Genomic DNA, 16872 nt, shown 5'->3' with positions numbered 1-16872 from the left:
TTCGCCCGCTCGCAGGTACTTCTTGACAGTGTCGCGAGGCACGCCTGCGGGCCTTGCAATCTCGCGGATGGATATCTGATCGGGCGGGGCCCCGCGTCTGATGACACTCAATATCGCCACATCTGACTCAAGAACGAGCAGGGTATGGTTTTGGATGGTACACGTCTTAGACGGAAGATCCGAGAAACTGCGACTCAGGATCTAGGCCCGAGGCTCGTTCCGCAGGCTTTCCCTGTTCTCGCGAGCCTGATGCGGGTTCCTGCGCTGGCCTGTACCAGAGAGCCGCAGCACAAGCGTTCAGGGGCGTAGAGTCGCAAGTGGCAGGCAATGACTCCCGGCGTCAGCACACGCGCCGTTCCCGCGAGGCGCCCGCCGAGCAAGAGGCGCTGCCGGCTGACGGGCTGCTACTGACATCGGTGCAGCGTCAGTCGGACCGCGCAGGCCAGACGTACCGATTTCCTTCTTTTCGTACGAATGCCCGCACCGCCGCTCGATGGTCTTCGCTTGTCAGGGCGATTGCCTGCGCGGCGGCTTCCATCGCCAGCATGGTTGGCAAGTCACTCTGGAGCGACGCGTCCAGTGCCTGCTTTGTCAGCGAAAGTGCGGCAGGAGAGCCCTTGGCGACCGCGGTAGCGAGCTGGTTCGCGCGCTCATAAAGCTTCTGCCAGGGCAGCACTTCCAGTGCCAGACCCATGGCCTGCGCTTCGATCGCACCGATTTCACGTGCCGAGAGCGCAAGGGCCTTGGCTTGCTGCAGGCCCACCAGACGAGGCAAGGTATATAGAGCGGCGCAGTCGGGGCTCAGGCCCACGCGCTGGAACACCAGGCAAAGCCTTGCACGCTCACTCAACAGAACCAGATCGGCCAGCAGGACGAGGCTCATCCCGGCGCCGAAGGCCACGCCGTCCACGGCGGCGATCACCGGCCGCTGAAAGCCATGCAGCGCGAGCGTCATTCGGCGGTACCGCGCCATGCTGTCCAGTGCTTCAGTCGAACTGCGGGTGCCCTGGCTCGCCATGTCGCGCACGTCACCGCCCGCGCAGAAAGCTTCGCCTGCGCCGCGAAGGATCAGCACGCGCAGGCTCGCCTCGGCCGCAAGACGCGCCAAGGCATCTGTCATTTCGTCGGCCATGAGCCGACTGATGGCGTTCAGCGACGCGGGGCGGTTCAGCGTGAGCGTCGCGACGCTGTCGTCGGCCACGTCGCAAAGAATGGTCTCGTAGTCGTACATCGTCGTGTTTTCCTCAGACGATGCGCCGCTCATGCAGCGAGGCGATGGCGGCGGGTTCCAGCCCCAGCACATCGCGCAGGATGCTGTCGGTGTGCTGGCCGATGGTGGGCGGCGCCTTGGATGGCGGCGGCTGCATGCCGGTGAAGCGGATCGGGCTGACGCACAGTGTCACTTCCCCCGCGGTTGGATGCGGTACGCGTTGGGTCACGCCGCGATGCACGACCTGCGGGTCGGCGAACACCTCCGGATAGTGGTTGATCGGGCCGCTGGGAATGCCCGCGGCCTCCAGCGCGATCAACAGTTCGCGCGCCGGCCATTGTCGGGTGAGCGCATTGAACACGTCGGCCAGTTCGCGGCGGTGCGCGAGCCGCTGCGAGTTGTTGACAAAGCGAGCGTCGTCCGCCAGTTGCGGCTGGCACAGTACGCCGCAGAACGCCTTGTACTGCGCCTCGCTGCCGCAGATGACGATGATGCCGCCATCGGCGCATTCGAACGCTTGCGAAGGCAGACCGCCATTGCCTTCGGTGCCGCGGCGCGGCGGCACCACGCCGGCTGCAAGATAGGTCATGACCGAATGCGTCTGGGCGGCGATGGTGCAGTCCAGCAGTGCGATGTCGATGTGCCGGCCCAAGCCCGTGCCATTGGGCCCGTCACGCTCGTACAACGCCGCCAGCACGCCCGAGGCTGCGTACTGCCCGGCGATGAAGTCGGCCAGGCTGGGACCGGTCTTCATGGGACCGCCTCCGGGAACGCCGTCCGGCAGGCCGGTCACGCTCATCATGCCGCTCATCGCCTGGAACACGGTGTCGTAGCCCGGCAGGTGACTCTTGGGGCCGGTCTGGCCGAAGCCGGTGACAGAGCAGTAGATGAGTCGCGGGTTCAGCGCGCGCAGAGACGTATGGTCCAGCTTGTACCGAGCCAGATCGCCGACCTTGAAGTTCTCGAGCAACACATCGGATCGCGCGGCCAGACGGCGCACCAGGTCCTGCCCTTCCGCGCATGCGATGTCGATCGTGATCGACTGCTTGCTGCGGTTCGCCGACAGGTACATGGGTGACTCGCGCGTGTCATTGCCGTCTGGGTCCTTCAAGAACGGGGGCCCCCAACGGCGCGCTTCGTCCCCGTTCCCAGGCCGTTCGACCTTGATGACTTCGGCCCCGAGGTCCGCCAGGGTCTGCGCGGCCAGCGGTGCCGCCAGGATGCGGCTCAAATCGAGGACCTTCACGCCTGCGAGCGGCAGCCTGGTGTTGATGTCACTCATGCTGTCACCTCCAGGTCCCAGACAGCAGCTGCCAGCGCAAGCTGCTGCGCTTGTGCGCCTCCGGTGTCAGCACGCAGCATCTTGGCCCGGGTGGTCCATCTGTGCAGCGGATGCTCGAGCGTCAGGCCCATCGCCCCCATGAACTGGTGCAGGTCGTAGGTGATGGCAGGCGTGCAATCCTGAGCGTGCGCCAGGGCGCAGGCGGCGTCGGCGTCGCACCCGCTGTGTGCCGCCTGCAATGCAAGCCACCGACCAGCCTCCACCTGCACCGCCGCAGCGGCCAGCCGGTGCTGGACAGCCTGGAACGCACCCAGCGGGCGTCCGAACTGGCGTCGGTCGCGCACATGGGCTGCCACCGCGTGCAACGCCGCCTCGAGGCAGCCGGTCAGTTCGATCGCGACGCCCAATCGCCACAGCCGTCGCAGTTCGGCCGCCTCCAGGTCGAGCTGGCGCCACGAGAGCGCGTCCGGTTCGATCAAGCGTCCCACGGGATAGCCGAATGGGCTGTCCAGACTCGCAACGTCGGCATCCGTGAGCATGGCGGTCTCGACGATGTCGCCGCATACGCACAGCACCGTGCGTGCGCCAGGCAGCCAGCGCGCAGGTCCGTCACGGCGGCCCCAGAACACGGCGCAAGCGCGGGCCAGATCCGGGGCGAGAAGAGGCAACACCAGCGCCGCGGCAACGAGTTCCACGCACTGCGGCAGCTTTGCCAGGCGGTGGATCATGGCCACGGCAGCCACAGCGCCGAGTTCCTCAACGGCTGCGGCCTCGAAGATGCCAGCGGCGTCCAGGTCGGTCTGCAGCAATGTGGAGTACTCGAAGTGGTTGGCACCAAGCACCGAACGCGCCTCGTGGGCCGACGCGATGCGCTCGACGGCATCGAGCAACGCGAGTTGGTCGGGGTTGAATTCCAGGTTCATGTGCTTTCCGGAAGGGGTTCGCGCGGCAACTGCAGCCATGCCTGCGCGACGAGGTTGAGCTGGATTTCCGCGGCGCCCGAGGCGATGCCAGCGGCGATCGCGCGTTCATGGTGGGCCTGCACGAGCGGCCAGCCGTCGCCGCACAGCGCGTCGCCGAAATGTGCGAGCGCGAAGTCCGACACCGCATGGTCGGCCTTCACCACCGCCACGCGGGCCACATTGGATACGGCGCTGGGTGGTAGGCCGCGGGCACGTTCGTCCACCACCCGATAAACGAGCAGGCGAGCCGCTTCACAGGCGGCGAGCGCCTGGGCCGCCTGCGCACGTACGTGGGTGTCGGCGAACCGGCCCCGCGCCTGGAGTTCGCAGACCATTCGATCCAGTACGCGGCGCGAGAACGCATAGCGTGCCAGTCCCACACGCTCGAGCGACAGCGCATAGCCGATGATGGCCCAGGCTTGGCCTTCTGCGCCGAGGCGCGCCGTGGCAGGCACCACCACGTCGTCGAAGAACACTTCGTGGATGTCGCCGTGACCGATCAGCGAAGGGATCGCGCGCACCGTGATGCCAGGCGTATCCATCGGCACGAGAAAGATCGCGATGCCACCCTTGCCCGCCCCGGTGCGCGCCAGCAGGAAACAGGTCTGCGCCATGCCGGCATAGGACGTCCACACCTTGCTGCCATTGATCAGGTATTCGTCTTCGCGCTGAATGGCACGCGTGGCCAGCGAGGCCAGATCGGATCCTGCCGACGGTTCCGAAAATCCCTGGCACCACACCGCGCGCCCCGCCGCCATGTCCGGCAGGTATCGGGCCTGCTGCTGCGGCGTTCCGTACTTCATCAGCGTGGCGCCGATGAAGTTGACGTTCATGTATTGCGGTCCCCGCGGCTCTCCCGCGGCGAACAGTTCCTCACCGAGGATGAAGTGCTCCCAGGCCGGGGCGCCGCGCCCGCCATGCTCCACCGGCCAGTGCGGCACCAGCAATCCCTCGGCTGCGAGTTTGGGGCAAAAGTCCAGCGAGAACGCCGTTTGCGCCGGGGACCCCGGGCCATGGCGGCTGATGTGTTCCCAGTCGGGCGGCAGTTCGCGCGCCAGCAGCGTGCGCACACGATCGCGCAGCGCCCGCTGTTCGGTGGTCCATTCGAAATTCATGCGTTGCTCACCTTGTGCAGGTAACTCAGATAGCCCATGGGGACAGGACTGCCGCCATGGACTGCGATCAAGGCACCGGAGGTCCACGACGCCTCGTCCGACAGCAGGTAGGCGCAGAGCGGGCCGATGTCATCGGGCGTTCCCAAACGCTGCAGTGGCACCGTTTCCACCTGGCGGCGGATCCTCCCTTCGGTGTTGAACACCTTGGCCAGCTCTTCGGTCATCACGACCCCCGGCGCCACGGCATTGACGCGGATGCCCCGATGCCCCCACTCGGCGGCCATCGTGAGCGTGAGGTTTTCGACGGCAGCTTTGGCCGCACCGTAGTGGCCCGTGACGGGATTGGGATGTGATGCGCTGCGGGAAGTGATGTTCACGATGGAGCCGCCGTGCGGCATGGCACGAGCGGCAGCCTGCGCCGCGAAGAACGTCCACTTCAGGTTCAGGTCGACGACGCGATCCCATTGGTCTTCGCGCACGTCCAGCAGCGGGCCGATATCGCCCGGGGCTGCGCTGCCGGCATTGTTGACCCAGCCGTCGATGGCACCGAACCGGTGCTGCGCTTCGGCGACGATGCGCGCGATGTCTTCGGCGCGCGTGACGTCAGCTGCCACGGCGTGCGCCTGCACGCCCAGCTCTTGCATCTCGGCTTGCGTGGCAGCCAACGCATCCTTTGACCGGCCGCTCACCACCACGTTGGCACCGCAGCGCGCCACGGCCAGTGAGATGCCTCGCCCGATACCGCGCCCGCCGCCAGTGACAACGACTGTCTTGCCTGACAAGGAAAACATGCGTTACTCCGGCTTGTAGCCGATCGCGGCTGCGGCTTGCGCCCACATCCGCTGCTCGGCTGCCACTTGGGCGGAATGGACCTCCGGCGCACCGCCCACGGGTATCACGCCGGCTTGCGCGAGTCGGGCACGAATGTCTGGATCCTTCAGTACTTCGTTGAACGCGGCATTGAGCCGCTTGACGATGGACTCGGGCGTGGTGGCCGGCGCCCAGAATCCGAACGAGAACGCGAAGGTGAGGTCGGGCACTCCGACTTCTGCCAAAGTCGGAACCTCCGGCAAAGAGGGGGAGCGCTCGGACGCGCCGTGCGCCAGCGCCTTGATGCGACCTTCCTTGATCATGCCCACGTAGAACAGCGGCACGTCGATGCCCATCTGTATTTCGCCGGAAATCAGCGCGGTGGCAACCTGCGTGGATCCCTTGTACGGGATCGGCGTCGCCTGAAAGCCCGCGCGCGACTTCAGCATCTCGCCCGCCAACAGGATGCTGCCCGCCGTGTAGCTGAAGTTGACCTTGTCTGGGTTCTTCTTGGCGTAGTCGACGAACTCCCGGAAGTTGTTCACCGGCAGCGTGCCCGGGACCATCAGCGTCATGCCGCCGCGCGCTACGCAGACGATGGGCCGCATGGATCGCAGCAGGTTGAACTTCAGGTCCTTGACCAGTACCGGCGTCAGGCTGCCGCCACCGAGGAACAGGATCGTGTAGCCGTCGGCGGGCTGTGCGGCCGCGTACTCGGTGCCGACGAGCGCCGCCGCGCCTGGCTTGTTGTCGACGATCACGGCCTGGTTGAGCTGGACGCCGAGCCTTTCACCGAGCGCGCGGGCGAGCGAGTCGGAGCCGCCGGCACCGAACGGCACCACGATGCGCACGGGCTTGTCCGGATAGGTCCCCTGCGCTGCGGCTGGCCAGGAAGTGATGCCGGTCAGTGCGGCGCCAGTGGCTGCCAGCACAAGACTGCGGCGGCGACGGAAAGGCGAACTGGAAAAAGATCGGCCCATGATCGTGCTCCTTTTGCTGATTCGGGAAGATGGTTCATCCACATGGTGGGATACTCAAGCTTCGAATTTGGCTCATCGGTGCGACGACATCCAGCACACCGGTCCGTTGCCAAGGGAAATCACGGCACCTCACGTTCCATATGATGGACACCCCCACCGAATCAGCCGCGGCCAGCGGAACCCAAGCCATACGCCGGGCCGCGGCCGTGCTGCGTGCGCTTGGCAAAGCCGGTGCAGGGGGAGCCACGCTGGCGGAGGTGGCGCGTGATTGCAATCTGGCCCGCTCTACCGCGCACCGCATCCTGCGCTGCCTCATCGAGGAACGACTGGCCTGCGCGCCGGAGCAGGACAAGCGTTACCGGTTGGGCGAGCTGGTCTATGAACTGAGCCTCGCGCCAACAGCCAGCGTGCTCGAAGTGGCGCACTGGCGACCCGTGCTCAGCGCGATTGCGCGCCGAACGGGCGCCACGGCCTACCTGATGCGTCGCAGCGGTGTCGAGGCGGTGTGTCTCGCCAAGGCGGACAGTCAGGCACTGATGCGCTTCGTGCCGGTGGAAGTGGGCCAGCGCCGCCTGCTAGGCGTGGGCGCCGGCGCCACTGCGCTGCTGGCGGCTCTGGACAAGGAGCACTGCGAACAGATCATCGAACTCGTCGCACCCGGCCTGAGGCCCTACCCTCGCCTGAACCCCAACAGCGTGCGCAGCGCAGTGCGCATGGCACGCCAGACGGGCTTCGCTTTGAGCCAGGGAACGGTGGTGGCGGACGGCTTCGGCATGGGCACTGCCGTGCCCAGCGCAGGCGCTGCGCCACACCTGGCGCTGAGCATTGCGTCCCACGCATCCATGGTCACCGAATCGATCATCGAGGAGTGGAAGCGCGTGTTGGCCCAGGAGATGAGCAACGGGCTCGAGTCCAGAGGCACGTGAACGCCAGCGGCCGGGTTACACGACAACAAGCGGTACGGCCTTCGCGACGGGATCCAGGACCGGATTGGGTGTGCCGGGCGGCATCGCGGGTGCCTGAGCCATGCCACTTAGATGTTCGATCACTTCGTGGAAGATCAGCGGCAGCCACATCAGCTGCATGAACAGCGTGCACGCCAGGCTGCTCGACTTGTGCACCCGAACTCAACGACGCGTGGACATCGGGGCGCTCAGAATTCGATGGTGCCCGAGAGGCTGACGGTTCGCGGCGAGCCCACGAACAGATAGCCTGCTGTCGCGGTTCCCCAGTACTTCTTGTCGAAGAAGTTCTCCACGTTCAGCCGGAAGGTCACGGGCTTGTCGCCGATCCTCGTCGTGTAGCGCGCGCCGGCGTCGAAGCGACTCCAGCCGGGGATATGAAGCGTGTTGGCTGCGTCCACCGCCGCCTTGGCGGTATGGATCAGTCGGCCGTTGAGCGTCAGGCCGGGTGCGAAGGGCAGGTCCCACTCCGCGCCGAGATTGAGCTGCCACTTCGGCACCCCGACCGCCTTCTTTCCTTCAAGAGCCGGGTCGACCGCCTTGGCGACAACGCCGTCCAGGTAGGTGATGCCGCCGATCACGCGCACGCCGCGTGTGAGCTCGCCGGCCAGGGTCGCTTCCACGCCGCGGTTGCGCTGCTCGCCGAAGACGCCGAAGGTGGCGCCGGAGATGCCCGCGCTGGGCATGGTCAGTTCGAAAAGGCTCACGGCAGCGGTCATGTTGCCGTCGAGCTCGAACTTCGCACCGATCTCCTTTTGCTTGGACTTGGAGGGCGGCATGACCGCGCCCGGATTGCTGATGGCCGCACTGATGGGAGCGGTCTCACCGCGCGAGAGCCCTTCGATGTAACTGGCATAGAGCGAAACGCCGGGCCGCACCTTGAAGACGAGACCGGCCACGGGCGTGGTGGCACTCTCCTTGTAGTAAGCGCCGCTGCTTTCGCCTGTCAGGTAGTTGTAGTTCTGTCCGCCCACCTGCTGCCTGCGCACACCCAGCGTGAGCTGCAGCCGGTCGCCCATGAAGGAAAGGGTGTCGGCCAATGCGACGCTGCGCAGCTTCGTGTCGACGTAGGGCCGTACCGGGTTGCTGATGCCGCGGATCGACGGCGTCGGGAAGAGCAGGCCCGCATAGAGATTCGAGCTGCCACCGGGAAAGCCGGTGTAGAAACCGAGCTTCTGCTCCTGGTCCAGTTCGGAGGCGCTCAGCGCGAGGTTGTGGGCCACGGGGCCGGTGGTGAAGTTCGCGCGCAGGCCGGCCTCGACGGACTTGCTGTCCACAGGCATGCGCTGCCATCCACCGAAGTACATGTAGTCGCCCTGGGTGTTCAGGATGACGGGGTTGGCCGCGATCGCCCCCCAGTTCAGCTTGCGCTTGCCGTAGCCGGCGAAGGCGGTGATGTTTTCCGTGATGTCGTACTCGACCTTCAACAGTGCCGACCCGTTTCGTGCGTCGGACCAGCCCAGGCCCGGGTAGGGATAGCGCCCGCTCGGCGCCTGTGGCACGGCCAGCAGCCCGGGACCGAGCTGGAACTGCCGCACCACGTTGTCGATGCGCTCCTGCTGCCACACCAGGTCCAACGATGCGCGCAGGGCACGTCCTCTGTAGTCCAGCGCGAGGGCGCCCAGGCTTTCTCTTGTGGACTGAGCCTTGATCGCCGTATCGCCCTCGCGATGCATGGCGTTGACGCGCACGCCGAACGCCTCGTCTGGGCCGAAGCGCCGTCCGATATCGACATGCGCCCCAAGAACGGAATCCGACGAGGCGGTGCCCGTCACACGAGTGATGGGCGCGCTGGTCGCGCGCTTGGGCACGAGATTCACCACACCGCCCACGCTGCCGCCAGGCGACATGCCGAACAGCGAGGCGGAAGGCCCCTTGATGATCTCGACGCGCTCGATGGCCTCCAGCGGTGCGCGCCAATAGGGGGTCACGCCGAACACGCCGTTCAATGCGAAGTCACTGCTCGGAACATTGAAGCCGCGGATCGTGATGTCCTCGTTGAGGTTCGAGCGCGCTGTGCCCATGCGCACCGACGGGTCCATGGAGACCACGTCCGCGACCGAACGGGCCTGCTCGTTTTCGATCGCCTGGGCGGTGTAGCTCGTCACGCTGAACGGGGTTTCCATGACCGAGGCGTTGCCCAGGATGCCCATGCGGGCACCGCTGCCCACCTGGCCGCCGCCGATGGCCGGCGGCGCTTCGTCGATGGCAGTGCGTTGCTCGGTGACCGTGATTGCGGGCAACGCCTGCGCCGGGGTAGTCCCACTTGGCGCCGGATCGGATGGCGTCGTCTGCGCAAGCGCCGCATGGGCACCGAAGACGGCATGAGCGGCAAGGGCCCCTTTCACGATCGTCATCCAAGGCGAGGCCGCGAAGTCGTCGCACCCACCGTACCGCTTTGTTGTCCTGTCCACCATCTTAAGCTTCTCCTGACAGAAATGTTAATGCGTTTCATTCTCAATTACAAACCTTCCGATGCTTTTTTGCTGAAGCAATGCCGCCGCGAGAGGCAGAGTGGGTGGAGTACGCCGCGCAGAAGACGGCTGTCGTTTTCATCGGCGTGAACTTGCACTCAAGGCCGCACGGGCGACGCTGTTAGCGGTCGAGGCCCGCGAGCTTCGTAGTATTGAGTGCATAACTCTCAGTTAGCGAGATATGACTTCTCTATACGTCCAGCCGACAGACGCTTTGGTGAGCGATGGGCGGGGTCGGCAGCATGCGCCTGACCAAGGACATTGACTTTGATCGCGATCCCTCTTTGTCGCTGCAGTCGAACAAAGGGCGTCTGCCCCAAATGTTGAAGACGGCAGGCGCCAACGCAGGAATGCGGGAGATCTCGGCTGAGATCACCAAGGAGTCGGGTACGGCAGTGCGAGCCCGCCTTGCCGGACGAACTATCGGAGGAACCGACCTGCGCTTCGAGGTCGAAGTCTCCGGGCGACAGCGTGAGTTGAACCGTCAGTACATCCCGGTGGAGATGGTGAGCCCTCCGCCGGCATAGGGGATGGCGCCCCTCTTGGTCACGTCGTACATCCACGACATGCTGGCGGCTACGACTATGAAAATCGCGGAAGCCATGTCAGATCAACGCAATGCGCCACGCGACATCTACGACCGTCATGATCTCATCGGGGTCGGTGCTGATCCTGTCGATTGCTGGTGGGACAGGAGGCGGCGCTACTCACCCATGTTGCCGACCGATCTTTGGAGAAGACGGCACATGGCGATGAAGCGCTTGCAGTGAAGAAATTCTGGGATCGAAGGCCTCGAATGCAGAAAATCTTGCAACACTTAGGAAAAGAATAGCCTACGGTCCGAGGCTGGCGGAGTTCAACGCCCAACCAGCTGCAAGCGCCTCTCCCTCTCGAAAAAAGAGCGCCATCACTGCGCCGGCACAATGCTTCGCGCCTTGACGACCTCGCCCCACATCTTCGTCTCGGTGCGGGTCAGTTCGCTCAGTTCTTCTGCAGTGCTTCCCACCGCGACGGCCGAGACCGCGGCAAGACGCTCCTTGACCTGGGGCATCGATGCCACCGATCGCCAAGCGTCTGTCAAGATCGCGACGACTTCCCTGGGCGTTCCGGCGGGGGCCCAGACCGCATACCAGCCATCGATCACGAAGCCGGGCACGGTCTCCTTGACGGTTGGAACCTCGGGCATCCCCTCGGCCCTGCGCGCGCCTGTCTGCGCCAGCGCGCGCACCTTGCCGCTGGCGACCAGGGCCGGAACCTGTGCGGCAGGGCTCATCGACAGCTGGACCACGTTCGACATCAGGTCGGCGCTGAAGTTGCCCGCGTAGTTCACCGGCAGGACTTCCGCCCCCGTCTGGTATGCAAGAAGCTGCGAACCGAGATAGGCGGCCGAGGCAAATCCGGTGACGCCCATCGCAAGCTTGCCGGGATGCGACTTCGCGTGCGCCACGAGGTCCGCAAAGGTTCTGATCTGGACCTGTGCGTTGACCATCCACACAAACGGCGAGGCCGCGAATCTTGAAACGGGGACCAGCTCCTTTTGCGGGTCGTACGGCAAATTGGCCACCATGTGAGGGTTCATGGTGATCGTCTGATTGAATGCGAAAAGCAACGTGTATCCGTCCGGCTTCGCGCGCGTGACCTTCTGAACGCCGATGACGCCGCTGGCCCCCACCACGTTGTCGACCACCACCGGCAGCCCGAGCACCTCCGACAATTTCTGAGCGCCGAGCCGACCGATGATGTCGACGCCGGTGCCCGCTGCCGCCGGCAGGACCAGCGTGACAGGCCGGGAGGGGTAGTTGGCTTGCGAAAACGCGGCCAGAGGAACGCTGAGCGCTGCAGTGGCCAACAGTGCCGCGACGTGTCGTCTTGTTTTCTTCATGGACCTGTCTCCTGGTTTTTCTGCTTACAAGGCGGATGGGTGTTCGACGCGCAGGGGCCGCAGGCTGCGGGCCACGCGATCGATCTCTCGCAGAAAAGGCTCGACTGCAGCGTTGATGGCATCGGTCGCCACGAAGCTTCGATTCGGATCCAGGCGGCTCGCAATGTCCGCAATCGCAATCGATTCCACGACTGACACCATCCGAAGTGCGCACAGCATCGGCTTGGCCGCCTGGACCGCGCGGATGCCTCCGGAGATGCCGCCGTAGCTCACAAAACCAGCCGGCTTGTACTGCCACTCCCGTGACAGATAGGTGAGCGCGTTGACAAACGACGATGGCGGAAAGTGGTTGTATTCCGGAATGACGAACACAAAGGCATCGGCCTCCTGCACCTTTGCAGCCCATGCCCGCGTATGCGCATGGGCGTATTCGCCCAGCCGAGGGTGCCGTGGCTCGTCGAAGACGGGCAGGTTGAACGTCTTCAGATCGACGCGTTCGACGGCAAGCCTGCTGAAACGGCTCGCTTCCCGGGCGAACCACTGGGCCACGGTGTCCCCTGCCCTGCCTGCACGGGTGCTGCATGTCACGACATGCAGCCTCGGCGCCTGATCGATGGCTTCTGGCAGCGGCATGCTCAGGCTTCCAGAACCTTGGTGGCTTGCCAATGCAGCAGCCTCACGCCGCCATCGGTCCGCGCCCATACCGTCACGAAGGCGTTGTCCATGACCTTGATCTGGCCTGCGATGTCCAGGGTCGTGCGGGTCTTGCCGCTCAACAGCGCCACAGGACCGCAGACCCGAACGCATTGCTCGGAACGCAGCGCATCGACGAAGCGGTATCTGCCTGCTTTGATGGACGCGAGAAAGGCAGCCTTGTCGTCGATCTTTCCGTTCGCGTGGGTATGGCGGTAGTCTGCAGCGAGCATCTGCTCGAGCGCAGCCAGGTCCTGCCGGTACAGCGCCTGGTACCTGGTTTCATCGGCCGCCAAGACCTGCGATTCGAGGGTGGGATCCGTCACGGTCATGTGTTGTGCGCGACCACGTTGTTGCTCAGCGCGCCCACGCCTTCGATATCGACCTCGAAGGTGTCGCCGGGCTGCAGCGGACCCACCCCGCCGGGCGTTCCGGTCATGATGAGATCGCCCGGCATCAGGGTGATCGACCTGCTCAGGTAGGCCACGAGCGCATCCACTCCGAAGAGCATGTCGCAGGTGTCGCAGTCCTGGACGACAGCCCCGTTCAAGCGCCCTCGCATTCGCAGCTTCGAAGGATCCACCGATGTCTCGATGCACGGGCCGATCGGCGCGAAGGTGTCGAAGGCCTTGCCGATGGTCATGAGGCCCATCGCCATCTCCTTTCGCTGGATCGTGCGTTCGCTCACGTCGTTGCCGCACGTATAGCCGAGCACGTAAGTCAGCGCGTCCGCACGTTCGATGTTTTTCGCTGTGCGTCCGATCACCGCGACGAGCTCGCTCTCGTAGTGCACGATCGTGCTGCCTTCCGGATAGACGATGCGCTCGCCATGTGGGATCAAGGCGGTGTCCGGCTTCATGAACAGCGGTGGAATCTCCGGCAGCCCGCGGCCGGTCTCGAGAATGTGGGACTTGTAATTGAGTCCCACGCCGAAGATGCGCGGGTGCGCCACCGTCGGCGGCAGGAGAGTCAGGCTCGCGAGGGGCCAGGTCTTCTCACCCAGCTCGATCGCCCCTTCGAACGGCGATGCCTTCAGCGCACGGACGGTGGCCGGCCCGTCCAGCACCCCGAACTGCGGTCTGCCCGCCTCCAGAAACTTGTAGATCTTCATGTCCTCGCTCCTATGGTTGAACCTTGATGGCCAGCTTGCGGACCCAAGCCAGCACGCCGTTGCAAAGCAGGACCAGGGCCGTCGCTAGGACGATTCCGTAATACACCCCGGTCGAATCGCTCAGTTGCCTGGCCTGCTCGATCCCGTGCCCGACCCCCACCTTGGCCGCGAGATACTCGGCAACCAGCGCCGCGCTGACCGCCCACGGCAAAGCCACCTGAAGTCCCGTGAACATGAAGGGAAGCACGCTCGGAATGACGACATGTCGCGTGAGCTGGAGCGAACTGGCACCGAACACCCTGGCCGTCATGACCAGGCGCGCGTTCACGGTCGCCAAGCCTGCATAGGTCAGCGAGAAGACGATGAACAGAACCGTCAGTGCCACCAGCATCACCTTGGGCGTCCATCCGGTCCCGAACCAGAGCACGAGCAGCGGAACCAGGCCCAGCTTCGGAATGCTCATGACAGCCGTGATGAACGGTTGCACCATCGCGTCGAGCCGCGGAGCGAGCCTGAGCATGCATGCGATGGCGCATCCGCACACGGCGCCGACCGACGTGCCGGCCAGTAGCAGGTGACCGGTGGCGGCCAGGTCGGCAACCAGCCTGCCGGCGAGCAGTTCCGTCCAGAACCGGGCGGCGACCTGCCCGATGCCGGGGACCCAGTAGTCGCCGACCGCACGGCTCGCGGCCTCCCACACGGCGGCGAAAGCGACCAGGCCCAGCGCCTTGGCCAGAAACAGCTCGTTCCTTGTCATGGTTGGCACGCGCTGCGAAGGCAATCGCGCACGGCGTCGTAGTGCCCTGCGAACGTCGGCGCCTTGAAGATCAGCTCCGGATCGCGCGGACGATCGATGTCGATGCGGCGCTCCAGCACGATCCGCCCGGGCGAACCCGACAGCACGATGATGCGATCGCCCAGCGCGATGGCTTCGTTGATGTCATGCGTGACGAACAGAATCGTCTTTTTCTCGGATGCCCACAGCGCAAGCAAATCGCTTTGCAATTGCGCCCGCGTCTCTGCGTCCAGCGCCCCGAAAGGCTCGTCCATGAGGACGACCGGCGGGTTGTAGGCGAGCGTGCGGGCCAGGGACGCGCGCTTGCGCATGCCGCCCGACAGCTGATGCGGGAAATGTTGCGTCCACTGCGACAGTCCGACCCGGTCGATCAGGTGACGCGCGCGATCGACCTCTGAAGGCGACGGCTTGCCGGCCAGCGTGAGCGGAAACATCACGTTGTCCCACACGGTGCGCCACGGCAGCAGGTTGTCGTCCTGCGTGACGTAGCCGATCTGGCGGCTGCTGCCGGGGTTGGGCCGCATGTCGGCGCCCCCCACGACTTCTCCTCGAAAGGCGATCTGACCCGCGGAGGGTTGCAGCGTCTGCGCCACCAGGTTCAGAAGCGTCGACTTGCCGGCGCCCGAGGAGCCCATGACGGTCACGAATTCACCCTCCCGAACGCTCAGGTCCAGATCGCGCAGGATCCAGTGGCGTTCGTCGGCGGTGCGCGGACCGTACGAGATTCCCAGTTGCCGAAGTTGCAGCACCACATCGGCCATGGCTGTTTCGGGGATGTCTCTTTTCATGGTCATGCTCCGACGGTATGCGCGTCCTGCGACGGGTTGGTTTGCCATCTGAGCAAGCGCTTCTGGATTCGGGACAGGACGGCGCTCACCGAAAGAACGATGAGCATCACGGTCACGAGCGAGACGAACACCAGAGTGGTGTCGAAATCCGTGGCGCCGTACTGCGCCAGGTAGCCGAGGCCGCGGTTCGACGAAATGATCTCTCCCACGATGGCACCGGCGATGGCATAGGGCACGGCCACCCGCAGACCGCCGAACACATACGGGATGACGGCAGGCCAGACCACATGCCTGAGCAGCTGCGATTCCGTGGCACCGAAAACGCGTGCCGACAGCACAAGCTTCTGATCGACAGCGTCGACGCCATCCAGGGTGCTGTAGAAGACGATGAAGAAGATCGCTGCGCCCACCAGAGCGACTTTCGCGCCGGGGCCGACCCCGAGCCAGAGGATGAACAACGGCACGAGCGCCGTCTTGGGAATGGCATATCCGATGGCGGCGACACCCACGAAGGCCGCGCGCGAGAAGGGATGGCGGCGCAGCGCCATCGCGACCGCGCAGCCGGGAATCGCGCCAAGGAGAAAGCCGCCCAGTGCCTCGCCGATCGTGAACCGGCCATGGAACCAGAGATCGCCGTTGAGCACCAGCGTCCAGATCCGCTCCAGCACCAGCGTCGGCGAACTGATCCAGTAGGCCCCTCGCAGGCGGCCCACCATCTCCCAGGCCATCAGGATCACGCAGGCCAGAACGATCCTGTCCGTCCACAGGCGACGATGAGTCATCTTCGACCGCCTACTTGCCGGAGCCGACGAACTCGTCGGTGTAGAGCGTCTTGGCGAGCGCCTTCAACGCTGCCTTGTCATCCTGCGGACCGAACATCACGTCCACCGTGCGCTCGAACGCATTGCCCATCGGCATCGAGCGAGCGGGTGTGTTGCGCTGGAAGCTCTCGAATGCCAGTTTCAGCAGCTCGGGGTCCATCTTGTCGAAGCGCTTGGCCAACAGTGCCAGCGCCTTCTGAGGCTCTGCGGTGATGAGCGCCAGGCTGCGGTCGAGCGCGCCGACCATCTGGCGGCAGGTGGTGGGGGCGCCGCGGCACAAGCCGTCGCGGGCGACCAGCACGTTGTAGGTCGTCGGATTCACCTGGGGAAAATCGCCGCCGGGGCCGCTGATCCACAGCCGTGCGCCGCGGCGCACGGCTTCCAGCGTGAAAGGGCTGGAGAAGACAAACCCGTCCACCTCCTTCTTCTGAAGGGCCGCGTCCATTCCCGGCGGCGCGATGAAGACCAGGCGGATGTCCCGGTCCGCGTCGATGCCTGCCTGCCTGGCAATGAATCGCAGATAGGCCTGAGGCAGGCCGTTGGCCGTGTCCACCGCCAGCGTCAGGCCTTTGAGTGCGCGGGCCTTGTCCATCGGCGTCTTGGCGAAGGCCAGGCGTTCGGCCGTGGGCCCTGACAGCACGATCTCGGTGGTCGCGTTTTCCTGGAGACCGGCGATTGCCAGCGTCTTCTGGCCGCGCTGGGCCGCGCGCAGCTGAACCAGGCCGGCGATCGTGGTGAAGTCGCCGCTGCCGCCGATCAGCGCATTGAGCGCGGCCGGACCTGCCAGCTGGCTGAGCTCCACGTCAACGCCCGCTTCCTTGAAGTAGCCGGCGTCCTGCGCGATGTAGACCGGCGCGAAAAGAATGGAGACGGCCGGAAGCACCAGCTTCGCCTTCGTGGGCTGTGCGGCCGCGGCGAGCGCTGCCGCCGCGATGATCACGCCGATGACGGCGTTCCTCAGGTACCTGTTGAGCATGCCTTGTCTC

The 16872-nt window shown here is 65.2% G+C and carries 19 protein-coding genes; 3 read left to right on the top strand and 16 right to left on the bottom strand.

Going from position 1 to position 16872, the window contains the following annotated elements; translation table 11 throughout:
* Nucleotides 1-424: 424 nt before the first annotated feature.
* Genes RZE79_RS31875 through RZE79_RS31850 form a run of 6 tightly spaced genes read right to left on the bottom strand, consistent with a single transcriptional unit; the run spans nucleotide 425 to nucleotide 6359 of the window.
* The gene (locus RZE79_RS31875) at nucleotides 425-1231 is read right to left on the bottom strand and encodes an enoyl-CoA hydratase-related protein (protein WP_319362241.1); all 807 of its coding nucleotides are present in this window, start codon (nucleotides 1229-1231) and stop codon (nucleotides 425-427) included.
* A 13-nt stretch (nucleotides 1232-1244) separates the two neighbouring features.
* Complete coding sequence (locus RZE79_RS31870; RefSeq protein WP_319362240.1) at nucleotides 1245-2492, bottom strand: CaiB/BaiF CoA-transferase family protein; 1248 nt, start codon at nucleotides 2490-2492, stop codon at nucleotides 1245-1247.
* Complete coding sequence (locus RZE79_RS31865) at nucleotides 2489-3415, bottom strand: acyl-CoA dehydrogenase family protein (RefSeq protein WP_319362239.1); 927 nt, start codon at nucleotides 3413-3415, stop codon at nucleotides 2489-2491. The genes RZE79_RS31870 and RZE79_RS31865 overlap by 4 nt, the downstream gene beginning before the upstream one ends.
* On the bottom strand, nucleotides 3412-4569 hold the full coding sequence (locus RZE79_RS31860; protein WP_319362238.1) for an acyl-CoA dehydrogenase family protein: 1158 nt from the start codon (nucleotides 4567-4569) through the stop codon (nucleotides 3412-3414). Before RZE79_RS31860 ends, RZE79_RS31865 begins: the two co-directional genes overlap by 4 nt.
* Entirely contained in the window at nucleotides 4566-5360 is a 795-nt protein-coding gene (locus tag RZE79_RS31855; protein WP_319362237.1) for an SDR family oxidoreductase, read from the bottom strand. The genes RZE79_RS31860 and RZE79_RS31855 overlap by 4 nt, the downstream gene beginning before the upstream one ends.
* A 3-nt stretch (nucleotides 5361-5363) precedes the next feature.
* Nucleotides 5364-6359 carry a tripartite tricarboxylate transporter substrate binding protein gene (locus tag RZE79_RS31850; RefSeq protein WP_319362236.1) on the bottom strand — a complete coding sequence of 332 codons (996 nt, stop codon included), beginning with the start codon at nucleotides 6357-6359 and terminating at the stop codon, nucleotides 5364-5366.
* 143 nt (nucleotides 6360-6502) lie between these two features.
* Here RZE79_RS31850 and RZE79_RS31845 point away from each other — a divergent pair, with 143 nt between their 5' ends.
* The gene (locus RZE79_RS31845; protein ID WP_319362235.1) at nucleotides 6503-7285 is read left to right on the top strand and encodes a helix-turn-helix domain-containing protein; all 783 of its coding nucleotides are present in this window, start codon (nucleotides 6503-6505) and stop codon (nucleotides 7283-7285) included.
* 15 nt (nucleotides 7286-7300) lie between these two features.
* On the opposite strand, the gene RZE79_RS31840 is transcribed toward RZE79_RS31845, so the two are convergent.
* Nucleotides 7301-7480 carry a hypothetical protein gene (locus RZE79_RS31840; RefSeq protein WP_319362234.1) on the bottom strand — a complete coding sequence of 60 codons (180 nt, stop codon included), beginning with the start codon at nucleotides 7478-7480 and terminating at the stop codon, nucleotides 7301-7303.
* 32 nt (nucleotides 7481-7512) lie between these two features.
* Nucleotides 7513-9564, bottom strand: a complete 2052-nt coding sequence (locus RZE79_RS31835) for a TonB-dependent receptor (RefSeq protein ID WP_319362233.1) — start codon at nucleotides 9562-9564, stop codon at nucleotides 7513-7515.
* Between the two features lie 473 nt (nucleotides 9565-10037).
* On the opposite strand from RZE79_RS31835, the gene RZE79_RS31830 reads away from it, so the two are divergent.
* Together RZE79_RS31830 and RZE79_RS31825 are read left to right on the top strand one after the other, a co-directional pair.
* Nucleotides 10038-10322, top strand: coding sequence for a hypothetical protein (locus tag RZE79_RS31830; RefSeq protein WP_319362232.1), 285 nt, complete (start codon nucleotides 10038-10040; stop codon nucleotides 10320-10322).
* A 15-nt stretch (nucleotides 10323-10337) separates the two neighbouring features.
* On the top strand, nucleotides 10338-10565 hold the full coding sequence (locus RZE79_RS31825) for a hypothetical protein (RefSeq protein ID WP_319362231.1): 228 nt from the start codon (nucleotides 10338-10340) through the stop codon (nucleotides 10563-10565).
* Nucleotides 10566-10702: 137 nt separating this feature from the next.
* On the opposite strand, the gene RZE79_RS31820 is transcribed toward RZE79_RS31825, so the two are convergent.
* Genes RZE79_RS31820 through RZE79_RS31785 form a run of 8 tightly spaced genes read right to left on the bottom strand, consistent with a single transcriptional unit; the run spans nucleotide 10703 to nucleotide 16862 of the window.
* Nucleotides 10703-11677 (bottom strand): tripartite tricarboxylate transporter substrate binding protein, encoded by a 975-nt coding sequence (locus RZE79_RS31820; protein ID WP_319362230.1) that lies wholly within the window; start codon nucleotides 11675-11677, stop codon nucleotides 10703-10705.
* 24 nt (nucleotides 11678-11701) lie between these two features.
* Nucleotides 11702-12310 (bottom strand): NAD(P)H-dependent oxidoreductase, encoded by a 609-nt coding sequence (locus RZE79_RS31815; protein WP_319362229.1) that lies wholly within the window; start codon nucleotides 12308-12310, stop codon nucleotides 11702-11704.
* Between the two features lie 2 nt (nucleotides 12311-12312).
* Complete coding sequence (locus tag RZE79_RS31810; RefSeq protein WP_319362228.1) at nucleotides 12313-12696, bottom strand: nuclear transport factor 2 family protein; 384 nt, start codon at nucleotides 12694-12696, stop codon at nucleotides 12313-12315.
* 2 nt (nucleotides 12697-12698) lie between these two features.
* Nucleotides 12699-13481 (bottom strand): fumarylacetoacetate hydrolase family protein, encoded by a 783-nt coding sequence (locus tag RZE79_RS31805; RefSeq protein WP_319362227.1) that lies wholly within the window; start codon nucleotides 13479-13481, stop codon nucleotides 12699-12701.
* A gap of 10 nt (nucleotides 13482-13491) precedes the next feature.
* Nucleotides 13492-14238 (bottom strand): ABC transporter permease, encoded by a 747-nt coding sequence (locus RZE79_RS31800; protein ID WP_319362226.1) that lies wholly within the window; start codon nucleotides 14236-14238, stop codon nucleotides 13492-13494.
* Complete coding sequence (locus RZE79_RS31795) at nucleotides 14235-15038, bottom strand: ABC transporter ATP-binding protein (RefSeq protein WP_319362225.1); 804 nt, start codon at nucleotides 15036-15038, stop codon at nucleotides 14235-14237. Before RZE79_RS31795 ends, RZE79_RS31800 begins: the two co-directional genes overlap by 4 nt.
* Before the next feature lie 29 nt (nucleotides 15039-15067).
* Nucleotides 15068-15847, bottom strand: coding sequence for an ABC transporter permease (locus tag RZE79_RS31790; RefSeq protein WP_319362224.1), 780 nt, complete (start codon nucleotides 15845-15847; stop codon nucleotides 15068-15070).
* 10 nt (nucleotides 15848-15857) lie between these two features.
* The gene (locus tag RZE79_RS31785) at nucleotides 15858-16862 is read right to left on the bottom strand and encodes an ABC transporter substrate-binding protein (RefSeq protein ID WP_319362223.1); all 1005 of its coding nucleotides are present in this window, start codon (nucleotides 16860-16862) and stop codon (nucleotides 15858-15860) included.
* Nucleotides 16863-16872 lie beyond the last annotated feature (10 nt).

It is taken from the genome of Variovorax sp. EBFNA2 (assembly GCF_033802765.1).
Taxonomy (GTDB): domain Bacteria; phylum Pseudomonadota; class Gammaproteobacteria; order Burkholderiales; family Burkholderiaceae_C; genus Variovorax; species Variovorax paradoxus_H.
This window is presented reverse-complemented; position numbering and strand designations above follow the sequence as displayed.

Bases quoted from the DNA above. Each gene is read 5' to 3' on its own strand.
- RZE79_RS31875 (WP_319362241.1), bottom strand. From the start codon at position 1,231: ATGTACGACTACGAGACCATTCTTTGCGACGTGGCCGACGACAGCGTC.
- RZE79_RS31870 (WP_319362240.1), bottom strand. From the start codon at position 2,492: ATGAGTGACATCAACACCAGGCTGCCGCTCGCAGGCGTGAAGGTCCTC.
- RZE79_RS31865 (WP_319362239.1), bottom strand. From the start codon at position 3,415: ATGAACCTGGAATTCAACCCCGACCAACTCGCGTTGCTCGATGCCGTC.
- RZE79_RS31860 (WP_319362238.1), bottom strand. From the start codon at position 4,569: ATGAATTTCGAATGGACCACCGAACAGCGGGCGCTGCGCGATCGTGTG.
- RZE79_RS31855 (WP_319362237.1), bottom strand. From the start codon at position 5,360: ATGTTTTCCTTGTCAGGCAAGACAGTCGTTGTCACTGGCGGCGGGCGC.
- RZE79_RS31850 (WP_319362236.1), bottom strand. From the start codon at position 6,359: ATGGGCCGATCTTTTTCCAGTTCGCCTTTCCGTCGCCGCCGCAGTCTT.
- RZE79_RS31845 (WP_319362235.1), top strand. From the start codon at position 6,503: ATGGACACCCCCACCGAATCAGCCGCGGCCAGCGGAACCCAAGCCATA.
- RZE79_RS31830 (WP_319362232.1), top strand. From the start codon at position 10,038: ATGCGCCTGACCAAGGACATTGACTTTGATCGCGATCCCTCTTTGTCG.
- RZE79_RS31820 (WP_319362230.1), bottom strand. From the start codon at position 11,677: ATGAAGAAAACAAGACGACACGTCGCGGCACTGTTGGCCACTGCAGCG.
- RZE79_RS31815 (WP_319362229.1), bottom strand. From the start codon at position 12,310: ATGCCGCTGCCAGAAGCCATCGATCAGGCGCCGAGGCTGCATGTCGTG.
- RZE79_RS31805 (WP_319362227.1), bottom strand. From the start codon at position 13,481: ATGAAGATCTACAAGTTTCTGGAGGCGGGCAGACCGCAGTTCGGGGTG.
- RZE79_RS31800 (WP_319362226.1), bottom strand. From the start codon at position 14,238: ATGACAAGGAACGAGCTGTTTCTGGCCAAGGCGCTGGGCCTGGTCGCT.
- RZE79_RS31795 (WP_319362225.1), bottom strand. From the start codon at position 15,038: ATGGCCGATGTGGTGCTGCAACTTCGGCAACTGGGAATCTCGTACGGT.
- RZE79_RS31790 (WP_319362224.1), bottom strand. From the start codon at position 15,847: ATGACTCATCGTCGCCTGTGGACGGACAGGATCGTTCTGGCCTGCGTG.
- RZE79_RS31785 (WP_319362223.1), bottom strand. From the start codon at position 16,862: ATGCTCAACAGGTACCTGAGGAACGCCGTCATCGGCGTGATCATCGCG.